The organism is Streptomyces griseoruber, assembly GCF_001514205.1.
GTDB classification, from domain to species: domain Bacteria; phylum Actinomycetota; class Actinomycetes; order Streptomycetales; family Streptomycetaceae; genus Streptomyces; species Streptomyces griseoruber.
In genome coordinates this window covers 223,019-242,406 of record NZ_KQ948765.1, presented here as the reverse complement: position 1 = coordinate 242,406, position 19,388 = coordinate 223,019, and the positions used below count along the sequence as shown (strand labels likewise).

The 19,388-nt window shown below is 73.0% G+C and carries 15 protein-coding genes and 1 pseudogene; 5 read left to right on the top strand and 11 right to left on the bottom strand.

The annotated features are described in order from the left end of the window. Positions 1-33 precede the first annotated feature (33 nt). Entirely contained in the window at positions 34-1,659 is a 1,626-nt protein-coding gene (locus tag AQJ64_RS09335; RefSeq protein WP_055631618.1) for an RICIN domain-containing protein, read from the top strand. Positions 1,660-1,767: 108 nt separating this feature from the next. On the opposite strand, the gene AQJ64_RS09330 is transcribed toward AQJ64_RS09335, so the two are convergent. Both AQJ64_RS09330 and AQJ64_RS09325 read right to left on the bottom strand, forming a co-directional pair. Then, positions 1,768-2,487, bottom strand: a complete 720-nt coding sequence (locus AQJ64_RS09330) for an alpha/beta fold hydrolase (RefSeq protein WP_055631617.1) — start codon at positions 2,485-2,487, stop codon at positions 1,768-1,770. A 231-nt stretch (positions 2,488-2,718) separates the two neighbouring features. After that, positions 2,719-3,294, bottom strand: coding sequence for a hypothetical protein (locus AQJ64_RS09325; protein WP_055631616.1), 576 nt, complete (start codon positions 3,292-3,294; stop codon positions 2,719-2,721). A 335-nt stretch (positions 3,295-3,629) separates the two neighbouring features. On the opposite strand from AQJ64_RS09325, the gene AQJ64_RS09320 reads away from it, so the two are divergent. Next, positions 3,630-4,064, top strand: coding sequence for a protease inhibitor (locus AQJ64_RS09320; protein WP_055631615.1), 435 nt, complete (start codon positions 3,630-3,632; stop codon positions 4,062-4,064). Positions 4,065-4,203: 139 nt separating this feature from the next. On the opposite strand, the gene AQJ64_RS09315 is transcribed toward AQJ64_RS09320, so the two are convergent. The 4 genes from AQJ64_RS09315 to AQJ64_RS09300 form a co-directional block, all read right to left on the bottom strand. Continuing rightward, positions 4,204-4,563: an anti-sigma factor antagonist gene (locus AQJ64_RS09315; protein ID WP_055631614.1), complete on the bottom strand. Its 360-nt coding sequence runs from the start codon at positions 4,561-4,563 to the stop codon at positions 4,204-4,206. A gap of 115 nt (positions 4,564-4,678) precedes the next feature. Beyond that, positions 4,679-4,870: a hypothetical protein gene (locus tag AQJ64_RS09310; RefSeq protein WP_055631613.1), complete on the bottom strand. Its 192-nt coding sequence runs from the start codon at positions 4,868-4,870 to the stop codon at positions 4,679-4,681. 34 nt (positions 4,871-4,904) lie between these two features. Next, entirely contained in the window at positions 4,905-5,909 is a 1,005-nt protein-coding gene (locus tag AQJ64_RS09305; protein WP_055631612.1) for a Ppx/GppA family phosphatase, read from the bottom strand. Between the two features lie 137 nt (positions 5,910-6,046). Continuing rightward, on the bottom strand, positions 6,047-7,546 hold the full coding sequence (locus AQJ64_RS09300) for an MFS transporter (protein ID WP_055631611.1): 1,500 nt from the start codon (positions 7,544-7,546) through the stop codon (positions 6,047-6,049). Between the two features lie 156 nt (positions 7,547-7,702). Here AQJ64_RS09300 and AQJ64_RS47840 point away from each other — a divergent pair. Both AQJ64_RS47840 and AQJ64_RS47835 read left to right on the top strand, forming a co-directional pair. Then, positions 7,703-8,056: pseudogene (locus tag AQJ64_RS47840) on the top strand (VOC family protein); the annotation flags it as partial. A 39-nt stretch (positions 8,057-8,095) separates the two neighbouring features. Next, entirely contained in the window at positions 8,096-8,623 is a 528-nt protein-coding gene (locus tag AQJ64_RS47835) for an SRPBCC family protein (RefSeq protein ID WP_055631628.1), read from the top strand. Between the two features lie 15 nt (positions 8,624-8,638). On the opposite strand, the gene AQJ64_RS09285 is transcribed toward AQJ64_RS47835, so the two are convergent. From AQJ64_RS09285 to AQJ64_RS09270, 4 genes are all read right to left on the bottom strand, one after another. Continuing rightward, entirely contained in the window at positions 8,639-11,407 is a 2,769-nt protein-coding gene (locus tag AQJ64_RS09285) for an NHLP bacteriocin export ABC transporter permease/ATPase subunit (protein WP_420876516.1), read from the bottom strand. A gap of 44 nt (positions 11,408-11,451) precedes the next feature. After that, a complete protein-coding gene (locus AQJ64_RS09280) occupies positions 11,452-13,674 on the bottom strand; it encodes an NHLP family bacteriocin export ABC transporter peptidase/permease/ATPase subunit (RefSeq protein WP_055631609.1) in 2,223 nt (740 codons plus the stop codon). Then, positions 13,671-14,477: an HlyD family efflux transporter periplasmic adaptor subunit gene (locus AQJ64_RS09275; protein ID WP_055631608.1), complete on the bottom strand. Its 807-nt coding sequence runs from the start codon at positions 14,475-14,477 to the stop codon at positions 13,671-13,673. The genes AQJ64_RS09280 and AQJ64_RS09275 overlap by 4 nt, the downstream gene beginning before the upstream one ends. Positions 14,478-14,560: 83 nt before the next feature. Continuing rightward, the gene (locus tag AQJ64_RS09270) at positions 14,561-14,776 is read right to left on the bottom strand and encodes a hypothetical protein (protein WP_055631607.1); all 216 of its coding nucleotides are present in this window, start codon (positions 14,774-14,776) and stop codon (positions 14,561-14,563) included. Between the two features lie 759 nt (positions 14,777-15,535). Here AQJ64_RS09270 and AQJ64_RS09265 point away from each other — a divergent pair. Beyond that, positions 15,536-16,993, top strand: a complete 1,458-nt coding sequence (locus tag AQJ64_RS09265; protein ID WP_055631606.1) for a S1 family peptidase — start codon at positions 15,536-15,538, stop codon at positions 16,991-16,993. 98 nt (positions 16,994-17,091) lie between these two features. Here the strand turns inward: AQJ64_RS09265 and AQJ64_RS09260 are convergent, their stop codons facing one another. Beyond that, positions 17,092-19,239 carry a SpoIIE family protein phosphatase gene (locus AQJ64_RS09260; RefSeq protein ID WP_055631627.1) on the bottom strand — a complete coding sequence of 716 codons (2,148 nt, stop codon included), beginning with the start codon at positions 19,237-19,239 and terminating at the stop codon, positions 17,092-17,094. Positions 19,240-19,388: the final 149 nt, after the last annotated feature.

The window sequence follows — 19,388 nt, the reverse complement described above, 5'->3', positions numbered from 1 at the left end:
GCGCCATCAGGTACGTACCAAAGGAACCGCTCAGTGCCGACCGCCCAGCCGCCTCGCCCTCCCTACCCGCCGCCCGGCGGTGGCCCCGGAGAATCCGACGAGTCCCTCGCCGCAGGGATCCGTGGCGGCACGGACAGCGAGGTCGCCCAGTCCACCGCGGTGCTGATCGCCCGGCACTGGCGGCCGGTCCACGAGTACGCGGTGATCTGCCTCGCGTCCTCCGGGAATGTCTCGAACATGCTCACCGCGGCCGCCGTCCACCAGGTCTTCGACCGGCTGAAGCTGGGCGAGCCGGGCACCGCGCTGCGGCCCCGGCTGCTGGTGACCGTGCGGGACATGGCCCGGCTCTGGGCCGCCGACGAGAACATATCCGGCGTGCTGCCCGTGCTGACGAAGCCCGCCGGAGCCCGGGGCATGCGCGCCGCGAAGTCGATGACCCCGGACAACCGGGTGCTCGCCGAGCGCTCCTTCCAGAGCCTGCCCGCGGTCGCCCGTTGCGTCCTGTGGCACGTGGAGGTCGAGGCGGAGTCGATCCCGGCGGCCGCCGGACTGCTCGGCATGGACACCGAGATGGTCACCGGCGCCTACGAACAGGCCCGGGACAAGCTCCGCGAGGGTCTGGTCCGCGCCCACCGGGAACTCGCCCCGAGCAAGGAGTGCCGCTTCTACAACCGCCTTCTCGACGTGCCCATCCGGCGCGGCGGCGAACTGCTGCCGGACGTCCGCAGGCACCTCGACGAGTGCCGTTACTGCCGTGCCGCCGCCGAACAGCTCGGGCACTTCGAGAACGCGCTCGGCGTGCTGCTCGCCGAGGCCGTCCTCGGCTGGGGCGCCCGCCGCTACCACGACTCCCGCCCCGGCCGGGCCCAGCAGCCCGTACGGCTGAGGGGCTCCGCCCGGCACCGGGGTGGCCGGCCGCGCGGCGGGACCCTGCTCTCCCGCATCCCCTCGCCGCGCCGCCGCGCATCCGGCGAAGCGCGCTCCCCGCGCGCCCTGTTCACGGGTGTGGGGCTCGCCTCCGCCGGGCTGCTGACCGGTCTGCTCGCCGCCGGGATGTGGCTGGACGACGGCGGCGCCGACCCGGCCGCCTCCACCAGCGGTGTCGTCCCGGGCACCGACACCCCGGCCGCCGGTGCCTCCCCGACCACCCCCGGCACCGTCCAACTGCCCACCGCACCCCAGCGGACCAGGCTGCGCGAGGCCGACGCCGACCTCTGCCTGGACATCCGGGGCGAGGCCGAGGCCGGCGCGGCCCTCGAACTCGCCGCGTGCGGCACCGGGGCCGGCCAGCAGTGGTCCTACGCCGAGGACGGCCAGCTGCGCAGCGCGGCGCAGCCCGACCTGTGCGTGGACTCCCACGCCGACGCCGGTGTGGTCATCCTCGGCGCCTGTGCGGACGCGGGGGACGCCCGGGCGGACGACGTCCGCTACGACTTCACCGTCCAGGGCGAGTTGCTGCCCCACTGGGACGACTCCCTCGCCCTGACCGCCGCCGGCACCGAGGCGGGCGCCGATGTGGTGGTGAAGGTCCGCGACCGCTCCGACGCGCAGCGCTGGCTCCCCGACACGGCCGCCGCCACCCCCGGCTCCCTCGCCGTCACCGGCACGGACGCCCCTCCGTCGGCCCAGCCGGTGGGCCTGGAGGAGGGGACGGCCTGAGGGCGGTCGAGGGGCCGGCGTGAGGCCGAACTCGGCCGGCGGACAGCGGACGACGTGCTCGACGCCGGGCCGTCCGTCCGGGCCGAGGCCGTAGACGGGCCGATACGCCTAGGAGGAGGGCTGGGACAGGCCCTGGTGACCGGCGGCCGACTCGCGCAGGATCCGGGCCAGTTCACGGGGGCGGGAGAACATCGGCCAGTGGCCGGTGTCCAGCTCCACCAGCTCCCAGTTCTCGCCCTTGAGGAGTTCCGCCACGGCCGGCGGCGGGGCGTCCCCGTCGAGCAGGCACTTGATGTACGTCGAGGGGAGATCGCCCGCGGAACCCTTCAGCTCCGCCCCTTCGGTGAGGGTGGCGCCGGGGTGGGCGGTGCCCCGGGCGAGTATCCCGGCGATCTGCTCGTCGGTCAGTTCCTGGCCCGCGTAGTCGTCGGCGCCGGGCGGGGGCCAGCTGCCGTCGTTCGCCTCGATCGACGCACGGACGTGGTCGCTCGGCCAGCTCGACAGGAAGGACTCCCCGTCGAAGGGCACACTCGCGTCCACGTACACGACCCTTCGGAGCCGGTCGCCGATCCGCTCGGCCGCCTGGCCCACCGGGATCCCCGAGTAGCTGTGCCCGACCAGCACCACGTCCCGCAGGCCGAGGCGCTCCACCTCGGCCACGACGTCCCGCACATGCGTCCGCTGCCCCGCGGGCTCCGCGGCCCGCTCGGCGAGCCCGGACAGCGTCAGGGGATGGGCCTCGTCCCCGGCGGCGCGCAACTCCGCCGCCACCTCGTCCCAGGCCCACCCACCGAGGAACGCACCTGCCACCAGCACGAAATGAGTCATGCCCGCACGGTAGAGGCAGGGTCTGACAACGCCCCTCCGGCACCCGCCGCGCCCTCGGGGCCGTACAGCGCTGGGGGCTCGGGGGACAGCCGCGGCAGGGCCGGGTGGGGATGGACCGTACGGGGTCCGGGCCGAACCGGCCGATGAGGAGGCACGCGATCGGCAGCCCACCGACCAGCACGGTCGCCTGCACCCGCGACAGACGCGGGAACACCGGGCGACGTGGGCGGATCATCCTTCTTCCTGGTCCCGAGCGGATGAATCGTCCTGGGTGTCCGCCGCCTCCCCCGTGTCCGGCCCCTGGGCCCGTACCCGCTGCACGTGCTCCAGCGACTCGCGCAGTTCGGTGAGCCAGTCGTCGGTGTGCCGCTGGACCAGCCGGACGCACCAGGCGAGCGCGTCGCTGCGGCTGCGCGCCACGCCCCCGGCGATCAGCGTGTCCAGGACCTGCCGCTCGGGCTGGCGCAGCCGGGTCATCACCGGCGCCGCGACATGCGTGAAGAGGGCGCGCTCCCCGTCGCACACCACACCCCACGCCACCTTGCGGCGGAACCGGTGCTCGGCGTCCCGGGCCACGGCCATCCGGGCCTCGCGCGTGCGCTCCCGGAACTCCTGGATCCGGGCCGTGACGGCGGCCTCCCGCTCGGCGGCCGGGGCGTCCCCGGCGAGCCGTGGCGCGGCCACCCGGCCGATCACGGTGATCTCCTCGCGGTCCACGACGACCTCGACGAGTTCCTCGAACAGGTCGTCGGGCAGCCGCCCGGCGAACCAGCCCCTCAGCTTGTCCCTCTGCTCCGAAGTAATCATGTAATGACGATTACTCTGCTGGTCCATGAACACAAGGGGTCGCGAAGGGGTCAGCCGAGAGCGGAAAGAGGGCAGGAGCGGAATGTTTCAGGCCGATTAACGAACCCATCGGAACCGGCCATCTGGCCGGCCGTAGAAATCATGAAGCGCTTGCTTCCGGGGTTGGAACGTTCGAATTCCGTGACTTCACGCCACTGATTCAATACGCAAGGTTACTGAAACGCATGGGGTCGATGTGAGTTTCGGCGGCGGACTCGGCAGACTCGCGGTCGCCGGGTTCGGCTCCGATCGGGCCGGCCGGCACACCCCCGAAATCGAGCGGAAGGATGCACACAATGCGGAACACCGCGCGCTGGGCGGCGACCCTCGGCCTCACGGCCGCCACCGTCTGCGCACCCCTGACCGGGGCCGCGCTCGCCGCCCCGGCCGCCGCCCCCGCCTCGCTCTACGCCCCGTCCGCCCTGGTGCTGACCCTGGCCCACGGCGAGAGCGCCGCCACGGTGGGTGCCGCCCGTGCGGTCACCCTGAGCTGTGCGCCGGGACCCTCCGGCACCCACCCCGCGGCCGCGCTCGCCTGTGCGGAACTGCGCGCCGCCGGCGGCGACCTGGACGCCCTCGCGGGCCCGGGCGATGCGATGTGCACCAAGCAGTACTCCCCGGTCGTCGTCACCGTCGACGGAGTGTGGCAGGGCAGGCGGGTCGCCTATGAGCGCACCTTCGCCAACGAATGTGTGAAGAACGCTGCCGGGAGCAGTCTCTTCGCCTTCTGAGACCGGGATCGCGTGGCTCCCGTGGACGCAGTGACCGGCCCGTGACGTGGGGAGTGCGGGCCAATGGACACGGGACGACCGTGATCTCGTAACCCAGGGGCCGGACGGGCGGAGTGGGGCCGCCCGCCGGCCCCTGGGGTCATTCCGTACGGTTGTCCGTGACACCGTCGGGGAGCGAGGCGAGCGGCGGGAAGCGGCCCAGCAGGCCGGTCGCGCGGAACAGCCGGTGCAGAGACGGCTGGTCGCAGACGACCCGCAGGCGGCCGCCGCCGCGTACCGCCCGGTCCTGAGCCCGGCACAGCACCCGCAGCCCCGAACAGTCGAAGAACCCCACCCCGCGCAGATCGACCAGGACGTCGACGGCCGCCGCGGCCGTCACCGCGTCGAGCTGGTCCGCGACGAACCCGGCCGTCGCCAGGTCTATCTCGCCCGTCAGCTCCACCACGGTGCAGGGGCCGTTGACACGAGTACGGGCGTGGGGATTGGCCGGTGGCGTCATGTCCGCTCCACCTCGGCAGGGGGCTTTCGGGCGGCTCGCGGGAACCGCCTTCGGAGCCGGTAGCTACCCCGTCGGGGCGCAGAGCATCCCTGCACGGCCGGGCGCAAGATCTAGTTCACTCGTCCCAGTGAATTTCCGGCACATCGCTTGTCGTCGGAGCTCTGAGATGACGTCCGGGGTGGTCTTCGGGGTGGTCTTCGAAGTGGTCGAGCTCGTCGGCGTGGGCCTCGGCGTCCTCTATCTCCCGCAGGACCGCCTCGAGCGCGGTCTCGGGCGCGGTCGCGGGCGGTTCGCGGTCGTCGGACATGGCCGGCTCCTCGGGTCGGGCGTCTTCGGGCCCTTCAGTGTCGCGCGACGCGCAGCGGCACCGGCTCCGGGGGGCCGGGGGCCCCGTCGGTGAGGCTGCTGACCTGCGCCCACCAGGACGCGCCGTCCTCGATGTGCCGCAGCATGACGCCCTCGCGGATGGCCCAGGGACAGACCGTGACCCTGCGCAGCCCGGTCAGCTTCATCGCGGTGTGCCCCACCACCGCCCCGGCCAGGCTCTGCGCGGCACGGGGTGCGGAGATGCCGGGCAGCCGGGCGCGTTCCGCCGCCGGCAGCTCGGCCAGCCGTTCGATCGCGGTCCGCAGATCACGGCGGTGCAGGGTGCGGTCCACGAACGGGCCGTGCCGGCCCGGCAGGGCCCCGCACAGCCGGCCGAGCTGCTGGAAGGTGCGGGAGGTGGCCACCGCGGTGTGCGGGCCCTCCCAGCGGATCCGGGCGGCCACGTCCCTGAGCTGATGGCGGACCCTGCGCCGCAGCGCCCGGACCAGGTCGGCGGACGGCGGGTCCTGGCCGAGGAAGAAGTCATGGGTCAGCCGGTTCGCCCCGAGCGGCAGCGAGGCCACGAAGTCCGGCAGCCGGCCCCGGCCGAACGCCACCTCGAACGAGCCGCCGCCGATGTCCAGCAGCGCGAGCGGCCCGGAGCGCCAGCCCATCCAGCGGCGGGCGCCGAGGAAGGTCAGCTCCGCCTCCAGCTCGCCCGGCATGGTGCACAGCGCGACCCCGGTCCGGGTGCGGACCGCCCGCAGCACCTCCGTACGGTTGGGGGCGGCGCGCACCACGGCGGTCGCGAAGGCCAGCGGGCCCGCCGCCCGCCACCGGTCCGCGGTCCGGGCCGCCGCGGCGACCGCGGTCACCAGCCGTTCCACGGCCTCCTCCGGGACGGGCGCGCCCGGACCGACCTGTTCGGAGAGCCGCAGCCGCCACTTCTCCGTGTGCACCGGGAGCGGCACCCCGCCCTCGGCGTCCGCCACCACCAGCCGTACCGTGTTCGACCCCACGTCCAGCACGCTGATTCTCATGGCCCGGCGCGTACCCAGAGGGCCGATTCCCTACGCCGGACGCCGTACGAAAGGAGCCACCGTCCGGCGACGGACGGTGGCTCCTCGCTTCCCGGTGTTCCCCGTTCCCCGGCGTTCCCGGCGCGGATCGACCGGACTCACATGTGGACGACCGGTGCGGCGTGCGCGTCCTGCTGCGGCACCCCGCGGCGGAAGAGCAGGAACGCGATCACCGCGCCCGCCGCGAAGAGGCCGGCCGACCACCAGAAGGCGGTGGTGTAGCTCTCGATGGTCGCCTGCGCCTGGACCAGCTTGCTGGTGGCGTCCCGGCCGGCCAGGTAGTCGGTCGCGGCGCTCGCGGCGAGGGTGTTGAGCAGCGCCGTACCGATCGAACCGCCGACCTGCTGCATGGCGTTGACCGTCGCGGACGCCACCCCGGCGTCCTCGGCGGCGACCCCGCCGGTGGCCATCTGCATGGCGGGCGGCATGACCAGGCCGAGTCCGATGCCGATGACGACCAGCTGCGGCAGCACCGTGCTCACGTAGTCCGAGCCGACGCCGATCCCGGTCAGCCAGGCCATGCCGACGGCGGCGATCGCGAAGCCCAGCGGGATGACCGCCTTCGGGCCCATCCGGGGTACCAGGACCGTCGTGCCGAGCTGGGCCGCCACCATCAGCGCGCCGACCATCGGCAGGAACGCCACACCGGTCTTCGTCGGGCTGAAGCCCAGGTTGAGCTGGAGGTAGTAGGTGAGGAAGAGGAAGACGCCGAACATGCCCGCGCCGGAGATCAGCACGGCGAAGAACGAGGCGGCGCGGTTGCGGTCGAGCAGGATGCGCAGCGGCAGCAGCGGGTGCTCGGCGCGGGTCTGCCACCAGGCGAAGGCCACCAGCAGCACCCCGCCCGCGATCAGGAAGCCCCAGGTCGCGGGGGAGCCCCAGTCGTGCGTCTCGGCGTTGGAGAAGCCGTAGACCAGGGAGAACAGTCCGGCGGCGACCAGTACGGTGCCGGGGACGTCGAGCTTGGAGTTCCCCGCGTCGCGGTGGTTGGTCAGCAGGATCCAGCCGCCCGCGAAGGCGAGGACGGCGATGACCACGTTGACGTAGAGGGTCCAGCGCCAGTCCAGCGCGTCGGTCAGGACGCCGCCGAGCAGCAGGCCCACCGCGCCGCCCGCGCCGGCGATGGCGCCGTAGACGCTGAACGCCTTGGCCCGTTCCTTGGCGTCGGTGAACGTGGTGTTGAGCAGGGAGAGCGCGGCCGGGGCGAGCAGCGCGCCGAAGGCGCCCTGGAGGGCGCGGGCGGTGACCAGCATCTCGAAGTTGGTGGCGGCGCCGCCCAGCGCGGAGACCGCGGCGAAGCCGACGACCCCGACGAGGAAGGCGGTCTTGCGGCCGAAGAGGTCGGCTGTGCGGCCGCCGAGCAGCAGCAGCGAGGCGAACGCCAGCGCGTAGGCGGTGACGATCCACTGCCGGTTGCCGTCGGAGAACCCGAGGTCGGCCTGGGCCGAGGGCAGGGCGATGTTCACGATGGTGGCGTCCAGCACCACCATCAGCTGGGCCAGGGCGACGACCGCGAGGATCCACCACTTCCTGGCGGAGGCGGGCGGCGCCGGCTCGGTGCCCGTGCGGGCGCCGTCCGTCAAGGTCTTCGAGGACATGGGGAACCACTCCAGGGAGATCGGTGCGGTGGAGCAGGGAGATAGGTAAAGAGGGCGTAAACGAAACGGTTTCGTACACATCGAGGCTAGACCACTTCGAGCGAAACGGCAAAGTTTCGTTAGGGGGGTCACGGGGCCGGTCGTACCGTGGACCTCATGCCGGAACTCGCCGGAATCCACCAGGTGAAGATCCCCGTCACCGACCTCGACCGGGCCCGCGACTGGTACGGCCGGGTCCTCGGCCTCGAGGTCACGCACGAGTTCGCCGACGCCGAGGGCGCGCTGCGCGGAGTCGGCGGCCCGGTCCCGGGCCTCGGGGACACCCTGCTCGCCCTGCGGGTCGCCCCGGAGGCGGTGCGCGGCTGCCGGGACTTCGACCCCGTGAGCTTCGCGGTGCGCGACCGGGCCGCCGTCGACGCCTGGGCCGCCCACCTCGACGCGCTCGGCGTCCCGCACTCCCCGGTCGTCGAGGCGCCCCCGGGACGGCTGCTGGTCTTCGCCGACCCCGACGGCATCCCACTCCACCTCTGTTGCAGGGAGCGGCGCGGCGTGGACCCCTCCGATCTCACGGGGGCCCCTGTGACCCTGGACGACGGCCGGACCGCCGTCCGCTTCATCCGCACCTACGACCATCCGGTCGCCCGGGTCTGGCGGTTCGTCACCGACCCGGCCGAACTGGCCCACTGGTTCCCGTCCCGGGTGGCGATGGATCTGCGCCCCGGCGGCACGATCCACTTCAGCGGCGATCCGCGTCTGCCGGAGTCGACCGGCCGGGTCCTGGCGGTGGACGCGCTCAGCCATCTGTCCTTCGCCTGGGGCGGCGACGAACTCCGCTTCGATCTCCAACCCGACGGCGACGAACGCACCCGGCTCACCCTCACCGACGTCCTGGAGAGCGCCGACACCGCGGCGCGCAACGCCGCGGGCTGGGAGGTGTGCCTGGCCGCACTGGACACCCGGGCGGCGGGCGGCCCGCCGGCCCCGCCGAACGGCGCCACCCGTTCCTGGGAGTCCTCCTACCTGGCCTGCGTCGAGGCGGGCTTCCCGTCCGGCGCGCCGGTGCCCGGACGGTCCTGACCGGGCACCCCGGGGTCAGGTCAGCTGCCGCCGCACCAGTTCGTGCAGCCGTCCGCCCGTGTCCGCGAGGAGCTGGGCGGGCGGCCCCTGCTGGGTGATCCTGCCGTTCTCCATCACGACGACCCGGTCGGCGTCCAGCACCGTCGACAGCCGGTGGGCGATGACGACCCGGGTGGCGTTCAGCTTGCGGGTGCTCTCGATGACCGTGCGCTGGGTGTCGTTGTCGAGGGCGCTGGTCGCCTCGTCGAAGAAGAGGACGCGCGGCCGGCGGATCAGCGCCTGGGCGATCATCAGCCGCTGGCGCTGGCCGCCGGAGACCGAGCCGCTGCCGGAGACGATGGTGTGCAGCCCCATCGGCATCCGCCGGATGTCCTCCGCGAGCCCCGCCAGTTCGGCGGCGGCCATCGCCTCCTCCGGGGTGTGGGCCCCGGTGCCGCAGATGACGTCCAGGATCGAGCCGGTGAACGGCTGGGCGTGCTGGAGCACGACCCCGCACTGCCGGCGCACGGCGGACCGGTCGAGCGCGGCGAGGTCCTGGCCGTCGTAGAGGACCTGGCCCGAGACCGGTCTGTCGAAGCCGATGAGCAGGCGCAGCAGGGTCGACTTGCCACAGCCGCTCGGGCCCACGACCGCCACGAACTCGCCCGGCCGGACCTCGAAGGACACGTCGTCGAGGACGAGCGGGCCGTCGTCGGAGTAGCGGAAGGAGAGCCGGCGGGCCTCCAGGGCGCCGGAGAGCGGGCCCGGACGGGTGCTCGCCGATCGGACCTCCGGTGTCGCCTCCAGCACCGGGCGGATCTCCTCGAACAGCGGCAGCGCCGCCACCGCGGAGACGAAGGCACCGGTCAGCGAGGCGACCGAGGTGAGCAGCATCGTCATCGACGTGTTGAAGGTGAGGAAGTCCGCCGCCGACAGCGCGCCCCGCGCCGGACCGGCCAGCAGCATGAACATCAGCAGCGAGCACAGCGGCAGATACACCGCGCCCAGCACCGTGGTGAGGTTCTTGATCCGGCCGAGGCGCCGCTGGAGCTCACGGCTGCGCGCGAACTGCTCCGCCCAGGCCGCGTAGGCGTAGTTCTCGGCGGCCGCCACGCGCAGCTTCGGCAGGCCCCGCAGGGTCTGGAACGCCTGGTTGTTCAGCTTGTTGGAGAGCACCACCAGCCGCCGCTGCCAGCGCACCTGCCACAGCCCGAGCCCCAGGAACACCCCGGCGACGACGACGAGCATGCCGATCGCCGCGAGCGCCATCGGCACGCTGTACCAGAGCAGCAGCCCCAGGTTCATCGCGCCGACGGTCACCGACTGCGCCACCGAGGGACCGAGCCCCGCCAGCAGCCGGCGGATCGCGCTGATGCCCATGGCGGCACTGGCCAGCTCACCCGTGGACCGCTCGGCGAAGAACCTCGTCGGCAGTCTCAGCAGCCGGTCCCACACGGCCGGCTGGAGGGCCGACTCGATCCGGCCCTCCAGCCGCAGGATGGTGAGGTTCTGGAGCAGCGTGAACGCCGCCGCGACCACGCCGCCGGCCATCACGGCCAGACATACCTGCACGATCAGCCCCGACTGCGCCTTCGGCACGTACTCGCCGAGCACCTTGCCCGTGGCGATCGGCACCAGCGCCCCGATCGCCACCGTCACCAGCCCGCTCAGCAGCAGGTGCGTCAGATCGCCGCCGGTGCCGCGCATGCTGAACCGCAGCAGACCCAGCGGGCTCGGCGTGTGTTCCGGCAGCGGCCGGTAGAACATCACGGCCCGTGGTTCGAACTCCTCGGCGTTCGCCTTCTCGACCGGGCTCTCCCGCCCCGTCGACGGGTGTACGGCGACATAACCGCCGCGCCGCCACAGCAACGCGACCGGTGCCCCGGACAGCGCCCGCCGACCGACCAGCGGACCCACGTCGTCCCGCCACCAGCGCCCGTCGAGCCGTACCGCGCGGGTCCGCACCCGGGAGGCCAGGGCCACCTGCTCGACCGGGTCCAGCCGGTCGTCGCCGGCGCCCAGGTGCGCGGGCTCGGCGAGCGTGATGCCCGCCGCCTGCGCGACGAGCCGGCACACGGCGAAGGTGGCGTCCGCGTCGGCCGACGTGGTGCGCCGGCCCGGCTTGCGGCCGATCGACGCCAGCAGGCTCCGGTCGGCCTGGGCGCGCACCGCCTCACCGGCCTTGATTCCGGCGGCCGTCCGGGTCTCGTGGGTCCGCTCCAGCTGCTCGATCCAGCGGTCCAGCGTGGTCAGCAGCCGGTACTGCTGATCGACCATCGACTGCCACACCGCCGGGTCCATCAGCAGATCGGCGGCCGCCTCCGCCCCGTACAGCGAGCCGTACTGCACACTGCCCGGCGGCACCTGCATCCAGAACACGTCGTCGTCGGTGACTTCGGCGGGCTTCTCCGTCGCCATCGGCGCCTGGAAGAGGACGGACAGGCCGCGGCCCACGCCGAGGGCGAGCGCGTACTCCAGCGGGCTCGAAGTCGGCGGCACGTACTGGGGGTTGCCGTACGCGTCGTAGGACCAGGTCTCGGTGCCGGCCGGCTGGTACAGCTCGAGCAGGCCGATGCGGTGCACCACGCAGTCCCGCAGCGGCCGGGCCACCAGCGTGTGCTGAGATCCGGTCACCGGGCCGAGCAGCAGCGTGCCCGCCTCCAGTCGGCCCAAGTGGTGCCAGTGGCCCTGCTGTTCGGCGTCCACCGCGAACAGGTCCAGCGCGCCGGACGCCACCAGCCACAGCACCTGCGGACCTTCGAGGTCCAGCCGCCCGAAGCCCGCGCAGTCGATCCGCCCGCCCATCCGTCCGAGCGCGGCGAGGACGACATCACCGTCGTTCACGGGTGTCACCGCTCCCTGACCAGCGCCGCGTACGCGCCGCCGCGCGCGACGAGTTCCCCGTGCCGTCCCCGCTCCACGATCGTGCCGTGCTCGAGCACCACGATCTCGTCGCTGTCGCGGACCGTGCTCAGCCGGTGGGCGATCACCACACAGGCACAGCCGCGCCGGCGCAGGTTGTCCATCACGGCCAGCTCGGTCTCCGCGTCCAGCGCGCTGGTCACCTCGTCCAGGACCAGGACGCTGGGCCGGCGCACCAACGCCCGGGCGATCTCCAGGCGTTGCCGCTGACCGCCGGAGAAGTTGCGGCCGTCCTGCTCGACCCGCCCGGCGATGCCACCGGGCCGGCGCATGACGACGTCGTACAGCGCCGCGTCCCGCAGCGCCTCGATCACCGCCTCGTCCGGGATCGACGGGTCCCACAGCGCCACGTTGTCGCGGACCGTGCCCTCGAAGAGGAACACCTCCTGGTCGACGAAGGAGACGGACGAGGCGAGCGCCCCGCGCGGGATGTCCTCCAGCCGCTGTCCGTCGATCCGGATCACGCCCTCCCACGGCGTGTACAGGCCCGACAGCAGCCGGGAGACCGTCGACTTCCCGCTGCCCGAGCCGCCGACCAGCGCCACCTGCTGCCCGGGGCCGACGGTCAGGTCGAAGCCCGACAGCAGGGGCTGGTCCAGCGGGCTGTAGCCGAAGGCGATGTTCTCCAGCTCGACGTGCCCCCGGAGCCGGCGCGTGGAGTCGGCGCCGGTGCGGCGGTCGTAGAGCGGGTCGGCGCGGAAGCTCTCCACGTCCTTGAGCCGGGCCACGTCGGCCGCGAAGTCCTGGATCCGGCCCGCCACGCCGTTCAGCCGGGTCAGCGGGGCCGTGAAACGGACGACCAGCGCCTGGAAGGCGACCAGCAGACCCACGGAGAGGTGGCCCTCGATGGCCCGCATCCCGCCGATCCACAGGATCAGCGCGCTGTTGAGGGTGGCGAGCGTCGGCGCGACCACGCCCAGCCAGGCGCTCGGCACCCCGAGCCGCTGCTGTTCCTCCAGCGTGGTGGCGTGCTGCCCGGCCCACTTGCGGAAGTAGCCGTCCTCTCCGCCGGTCGCCTTCATCGTCTCGATCAACTGGAGCCCGGTGTACGCCGTGTTGGTGAGCCGCGCGGTGTCCGCCCGCAGCTTCGCCGTACGCGTCGCGCGCAGCCGGACGACGACCCGCATGGCGACGATGTTCAGCAGCGCCACCCCGATGCCGACGAACGTCAGCTGCGGGTCGTAGGTGTAGAGGAGGACGGCGTACAGGACGACGACGATCGCGTCCACGCCCGCCGAGGCCAGATCGCGGGCCAGGGTCTCGGCGACGGCGTCGTTCGACTGGAGCCGCTGCACCAGGTCGGCCGGGCTGCGCTGGGAGAAGAAGGTCACCGGCAGCCGCAGCAGATGGCGCAGGAAGCGGGCGCTGGAGAGGGTGGAGGAGATGATGCGGCCGTGGTGGAGGTTGGCCTGCTGGAGCCAGGTCAGCGCCACGGTCAGCAGCACGCAGGCGCCCATGGCCGTGAACAGCACCTCCAGCAGCGAGGTCTGACCGCCGATCAGGAACATGTCGATGTAGGTCCGGCTCAGCGCCGGGACGGCGGCACCGACCAGCACCAGCAGCAGACTCGCCAGCACGGCGGCCGGCAGGGTGCCCGCCGTGCCGCGCAGCCGGGCCGGCAGGGCGCCCAGCACCCCCGGCCGGCGCCCGCCCCGCTCGAACCCCTCGCCGGGTTCCAGCACCAGCACGACCCCGGTGAAGCTGCCGTCGAAGTCCTCCATCGGCACGAACCGCCGCCCCTTGCCGGGGTCGTTGACGAACACGCCGCGGCGGCCGAAGCGGCGGCCCATGCCGTCGTAGACGACGTAGTGGTTGAACTCCCAGAAGAGGATGGCGGGCGCCTTCACCTCGGCGAGGGCCGCCAGATCCATCTGCATGCCCTTGGCGGTGAGGCCGTAACCGCGCGCCGCCTTCAGCAGGTTGCCGGCCCGCGAGCCGTCCCGCGAGACCCCGCACGCGATCCGCAGCTCCTCCAGCGGGACGTGCCGGCCGTAGTGGCCGAGGACCATCGCGAGGGAGGCGGCGCCGCACTCCACGGCCTCCATCTGAAGGACCGTGGGGGTGCGGACGCTCTTCGCCCCGGCCCGGGGGACCGTGCGCCGGGGCGGCGCCGCTCGCCTCCGGCCCCGGGTCTGCTCGGCGGCGGTCACGGAAGCAGCCAATCGACGGGACGCTGGTCGGCCAGCCGGATCGCACCCGTGGCCATGGTCAGGGAACTGAGCCTGTACGGCGGCCCGTCGGCGGAGGACCACCGGTAACCGCTCTTCGTGGACGCCGACCTGTCGAGCCGCACGAGCACCGCGACCGGACGCCCGTGCTCGGTGAACTGCTCGCCGAGCCCGCTGTCGCCGAGGAACGCGGAGATCTGCTGCGCCGACTGGGCCGTGCGGTCGACCGACTTCACATGGCCGCGCAGCACGCCATACTCCTGGGCGGGCACGGTCTGCACGGTGAGGTCGACGGCCGCGTTCTCGGGGATCGACGCGGCGTTCTCGGCCGGCACGTACACGGTGGCGTACAGCGGATCGTCGGCGCCGGCGACCTTCTCCACGGCGGCGACGTTCGCGCCGGTGGCGATGATCTGCCCGAGGGCGGCGGCCAGCGCGGTGATCCGGCCCGCGGCGACCGTGCGGACCACGGTCTCGCCGTCGGCCGTACGGACCTTCAGCACGGGGGAGTCGGCGGGCAGCCGCTCGCCCTCCTTCGCGAGGACGGCGGTGACCTGGCCGGCCGCCGGGCTCTGGAGGATGTAGCTGCCCTCGCCGTGGGTCAGCACGGCGGGCGCGCTCACCGTGGAGGCGACCGAGCCGGTCACCGCCCACCCGGAGGCGGCCGCCATGACGGCGACGGTCACGGCCAGCACCAGCCGGCCCTGAGGGCGCGCGAAACGTACCGGGAGGTCGAGTTCCTCCGGTGACTGGAGCTTGGTGAGGGCCTGTTGGCGGAACTGCACGGGCTTCTTCCGGGGGTCGGGACGCCGACGAGTCCCGGAGCCGGGTGAGGGCTCCGGGACTCAGAAGGTCACACGGGGTGCGATCAGAGACCGGCGACCAGGTTGGTGACCGGGGCGGTGTTCAGGCCGGTGACACCCTCGACGGTGCCGACGACCGTGTCGACCAGGCCGGAGACCGGGGCGACGCCGTCCACCAGGCCGGTGACGGTGCCGAGGGCGTTCACGGACAGACCGCCGGAGACGTTGTCGAGGTCCGCGTCGGAGATCTCGACGGTCTCAACCTGGGGGGTGGAGTTCATGGGGGAACTTCCCTTCATATGGATATCTCACAAGGGGGGGAGCGGCCCCCTCTGGGGACAGATGACGGCCGCGACCGTGAGGGCCGGACCACCCGTTTCCGGGAGGCGTCCGAGCCCTGCGGTGCGATGGATGAAAGCAGGTCCGCCGGGCGCGGTTCCACTCAATCACCGCCCTCACCTGGGAACTTGCGGCACGGGAGGGGTGAACCGTGCAGGCGCGCGCACGACTTGTCGCCGACTCCTTCACGACTCGGGCCGGATTCGCTCGGATGAGCGGCGGGGGCCGTCACGGCGAATCCGACACTCTCGCCCCAATGACGTGAGCGGCGCCCGGGAGTTGTGCAGAATCCCCGCCTCCGGTGACTCCCTTGGGCAATCGATGTGCAGATTCTCCGACGGGTGCGCGCCGTGACGGCACGCTCACCGACGGTGCGTCCCGCGGGGTGACCGGAACTGCTGCGATCGAGACATCCGATCCGCCGGGTGACTGTGGGGCGGCTGTGCGCCTGGCGGGATTTCGACGCCCGTGTCCTGGAAGGATCCCGTCCGCTTCAGCGGTGGTCGTCGCGGTATGGGCGCTTCTCTCCCCCTGGCCCGGTCAGGGCACGGTCATGGCCGATTCCGCATTGCGCAAAGGAAGTTGGCAAACGCGATTGAACGCATCCCGCGCCCCCCGCGTACTCAAGGCCAACCAGGCGCCGCTGTACGGAGCTGCCGACGACCGGCAGCCAGACCCCGTCCCCCAGGAGGTCGAGTTTTTTGAGTCACAAGCGAGTTACGAAGCGCAAGGCCATCATCGCGGTCGGTGGTGTCGCGGCGCTCGGAGCGGCGGCCATCCTCCTTCCCCAGGCCAACGCCTCCCAGGACGGCTCCAACAACGCCGCCTCGGTGAAGGCCCTGAAGGCGGGCGACGCCTCGGACCTCGCCGCACAGCTCCAGGAGCTGCTCGGTGACGCCTTCGCCGGCTCCTACTACGACTCCGGCCAGCAGCAGCTGGTGGTCAACGTCGTCAACGTCTCCGGCGACAAGAACAACGTCGTCGTCCAGGCCGAGAAGGCCGGCGCGAAGGTGCGCGAGGTCGAGAACAGCGCGGCCGAGCTCGAGGCGGCCGCGAAGACCCTGAAGACCAAGGCGACCATCGCGGGCACCGCGTGGGCCGTCGACCCGCGGACGAACCAGATCCTGGTCACCGCCGACTCCACCGTCACCGGCGCCAAGTGGGACCAGCTGGAGTCCACCGTCCAGAGCCTCGGCTCGGGCATGGCGACCGTCAAGAAGTCCACCGGCACCTTCTCCACCAAGGTCTCCGGCGGCGACGCCATCTTCGGCGGCGGGGCCCGCTGCTCCCTCGGCTTCAACGTCACCGCCCAGGACGGCTCGCCCGCCTTCCTGACGGCCGGTCACTGCGGCGTCGCCGCCGAGCAGTGGTCCGACTCCGAGGACGGCCAGCCGATCGCCACCGTCGACCAGGCGACCTTCCCCGGCGACGGCGACTTCGCACTCGTGAAGTACGACGACCCGAACACCCAGGCGCCGAGCGAGGTCAATGTCGGCCAGCAGACCGTCGCGATCTCGCAGGCCGCCGACGCGGTCGTGGGCACCCAGGTCTTCCGGATGGGCAGCACCACCGGCCTCAACGACGGCACCGTGCTCGCCCTCGACGCCACGGTCAACTACCCCGAGGGCACCGTCACCGGTCTCATCCAGACCGACGTCTGCGCCGAGCCCGGCGACAGCGGCGGCTCCCTGTTCACCCAGGACGGCCTCGCGGTCGGTCTGACCTCCGGCGGCAGCGGTGACTGCACCGCCGGCGGCGAGACCTTCTTCCAGCCGGTGACCACCGCCCTGCAGGCGACCGGCGCGACCCTCGGTGACGGCGGCGGCGTGGGCGCCGACGACGGCGTCGGCGACAACGGCCAGGGCGCCGGTGCCGTGGACGAGAACGGCGACGGCATCGACGACCAGACCGGCGAGGCCATCAACGGCAACGGCAACGGCAACGGCCAGGGCGCCGGCGCGGTCGACGAGAACGGCGACGGCATCGACGACCAGACCGGCGAGGCCATCAACGGCAACGGCCAGCAGGCCGGCGCCGGTGACGAGGCCGGCAACGGAGCCGACGACCAGAACGGCGCCCAGGAGCAGAACGACAACGGCGCCCAGGAGCAGAACGACAACGGTCTCGAGGGCGGCTCGGGCGTGACCGAGTCCCACTGACACCGCATCGGCAGCAGCCGATCACCGGCACCGACTGAACGGTCCGGCCCTCCGGCGGGGGCCGGACCGTTCATGTCATCTCATGTCATCTCGTGTCGTCAGGAATCCGAATCCCCGGCCCGCAGCAACAGCAGCGCCACGTCGTCGATCCGTTGCTCCGCCGCCGCGTACGGCCCCACCAGGTCGTCGGCCAGCTCCTCCAGCGGACGGTCACCGCCCTCGCCCAGCCGCCGGCCCAGCTCGGCGACCGCGTCCTCGATGTCCACGCCGGGCGACTCGATCAGCCCGTCCGTGTACAGGGCGAGCACACAGCCGGGAGAGAGCTCCACCTCCGTCGTCGGATACGCCGCCGACGCGTCGATGCCCAGCAGCGGACCGCCCGCGAGGTCGAGCACCCGCACCTGTCCGTCGGCCCGGCGCAGCAGCGGCGGCGGATGCCCGGCCCGCGCCATCACCGCCCGCCCGTGCGCCGGGTCCAGCCGCAGATACAGACAGCTCGCGAACAGATCGGACCCCAGGTCGATCAGCAGCCGGTTGGTGCTGCGCATCACCTCCGCCGGCTCCTGCCCGACCGTCGTGTACGCCCGTACGGCCGTACGGAGCTGCCCCATCAGCCCCGCCGCCGTCACGTTGTGGCCCTGCACGTCCCCGATCACCGCCGCCGCCAGCGGCCGGGACGGCACCAGGTCGTAGAAGTCGCCGCCGATCTCCATGCCCCGGGTGGCCGGCAGATAACGGGCGGCCGCCTGCACCCCGGGCAGCCGCGGCAGCGAGTGGGGGAGGAGCGCTGCCTGGAGACCGTGGGCGAGCTGGTGCTTGACGTCGTACAGCAGCGCCCGGTCCAGGGCCTGCGCGATCAGCCCGGCCATACTGGCCAGCACCGCCCGCTCGTGCGTGGAGAACTCGCGCGGCCGGGCGTACGCCAGCACACAGGCGCCCACCGGGCGCCCCGAGGCGATCAGCGGCAGATACGCCCAGGCCGCGAAGCCGTCCGGGGCGGAACGCTCGGCCGGATACAGCCGCTCCAGCTGCCGCCGGGACGCGAAGAACGACGGGACGACGTGCGCGACGGCGTGCGCGCCCGGCGACGCGGCCGACAGCGGCATCCCGTCGTACCGCTCCACCACGTGCGGGTCGGGATAGCCGTGCTGGCCCAGCACATGCAGCCGTCCGGCCCGCGCCCCGAGCAGCGCCAGCGCCTGACTGCCCACGGTCGGCGCGATCTCGTCCGCGACCAGCCCCACCACGTCCTGCACGGTCACCGTCTCGGTGAGCGCCCCCGCCAGGCTCAGCGCCTGCGACATCGACACCAGCCGGGTCGGCGCGTCCCCCGGCCGGGCCGGCGAGGGCTTCGGCTCCGACACGTTCCGGGCCCGGGTGATCCGGACGCTGATGCCGGTGGTGCTCGGGTACAGCCGGAACGACAGCCAGTCCGAGGGCGGCCGCAGCGCCACGAACGACACGGGCGCCTGCCCGATCAGCGCCGCCCGGTAGCGCTCCTCGTACGAGGGGTCGTTGAGCCAGGGCACCGCGGCCCACAGCTGCGCCCCCAGCAGCCGCCGCACCGGCACCCCGAGCAGATCCGCCGCCGCCGTGTTGGCGAAGCCCACCCGGCCGCTCAGGTCCAGCGAACACAGTCCGTACGGCAGCCGGGTCACCATCCGCGCCGCCTCCACCGTGCCGAGGGTGTCCGCGGTCCCGCCGATCGACCACGCGTCCATCAGATCGGACTCGACCCGCAGGGTGAGGTTCTCCGCCGCCGCCCGCTCCAGCCGTGCCGCCAGCCGCTCGCAGCCCGCCGTCAGCTCCTCGCGCTCCCGCTCGGACAGCTCCGGCGGATGCGAACCGGGCCAGGTCACGTACACCGCGCCGTACACCCGCGACTCCGTCGCCACCGGCAGCGCCGCCAGTGCGAAGGGATACGGCAGGACGACCGCGATCCGCGGATAGCGGCGGGCCATGTCCTCCTCCCCGCCGACCCACACCAGCCGCCGCTCCCGGACCGCCTCCGCCACCGGGATCGGCGCGTTCAGCCCGACCCGCTCCCAGGGCGCCGAGAACGCGCGGGGCAGCCCGGCCGTCACCGCCATCTGGAGCACCGGCTCCTCGCCCGGCCGCAGGTAGACCGCACCCGAGTGCGCGCCGACCGCGTCCATCATCGAGGTCAGCGCCAGGGACAGCAGCGGCCTGCCGACCGGCGTCCGCACGGCGGCCGCCGTCTGACCGGCCTGCGTCCCGTCGGACACGGCGCCCACCTCCTCGGCCCACCGGCCACCCCGGGTTCCGGCTCCAAATCTGCCCCCTACCGGGCGAGGGCGCACGGCGAACGCGGCGCGGCGGGGGCGCGGACGGCTCCGCCGCGCGGAGGGGCTGCGCCGAGGTCTCATACGCGCTG

Bases quoted from the DNA above. Each gene is read 5' to 3' on its own strand.
- AQJ64_RS09330 (WP_055631617.1), bottom strand. From the start codon at position 2,487: ATGACTCATTTCGTGCTGGTGGCAGGTGCGTTCCTCGGTGGGTGGGCC.
- AQJ64_RS09325 (WP_055631616.1), bottom strand. From the start codon at position 3,294: ATGATTACTTCGGAGCAGAGGGACAAGCTGAGGGGCTGGTTCGCCGGG.
- AQJ64_RS09320 (WP_055631615.1), top strand. From the start codon at position 3,630: ATGCGGAACACCGCGCGCTGGGCGGCGACCCTCGGCCTCACGGCCGCC.
- AQJ64_RS09315 (WP_055631614.1), bottom strand. From the start codon at position 4,563: ATGACGCCACCGGCCAATCCCCACGCCCGTACTCGTGTCAACGGCCCC.
- AQJ64_RS09310 (WP_055631613.1), bottom strand. From the start codon at position 4,870: ATGTCCGACGACCGCGAACCGCCCGCGACCGCGCCCGAGACCGCGCTC.
- AQJ64_RS09305 (WP_055631612.1), bottom strand. From the start codon at position 5,909: ATGAGAATCAGCGTGCTGGACGTGGGGTCGAACACGGTACGGCTGGTG.
- AQJ64_RS09300 (WP_055631611.1), bottom strand. From the start codon at position 7,546: ATGTCCTCGAAGACCTTGACGGACGGCGCCCGCACGGGCACCGAGCCG.
- AQJ64_RS09285 (WP_420876516.1), bottom strand. From the start codon at position 11,407: ATGGGCGGGCGGATCGACTGCGCGGGCTTCGGGCGGCTGGACCTCGAA.
- AQJ64_RS09270 (WP_055631607.1), bottom strand. From the start codon at position 14,776: ATGAACTCCACCCCCCAGGTTGAGACCGTCGAGATCTCCGACGCGGAC.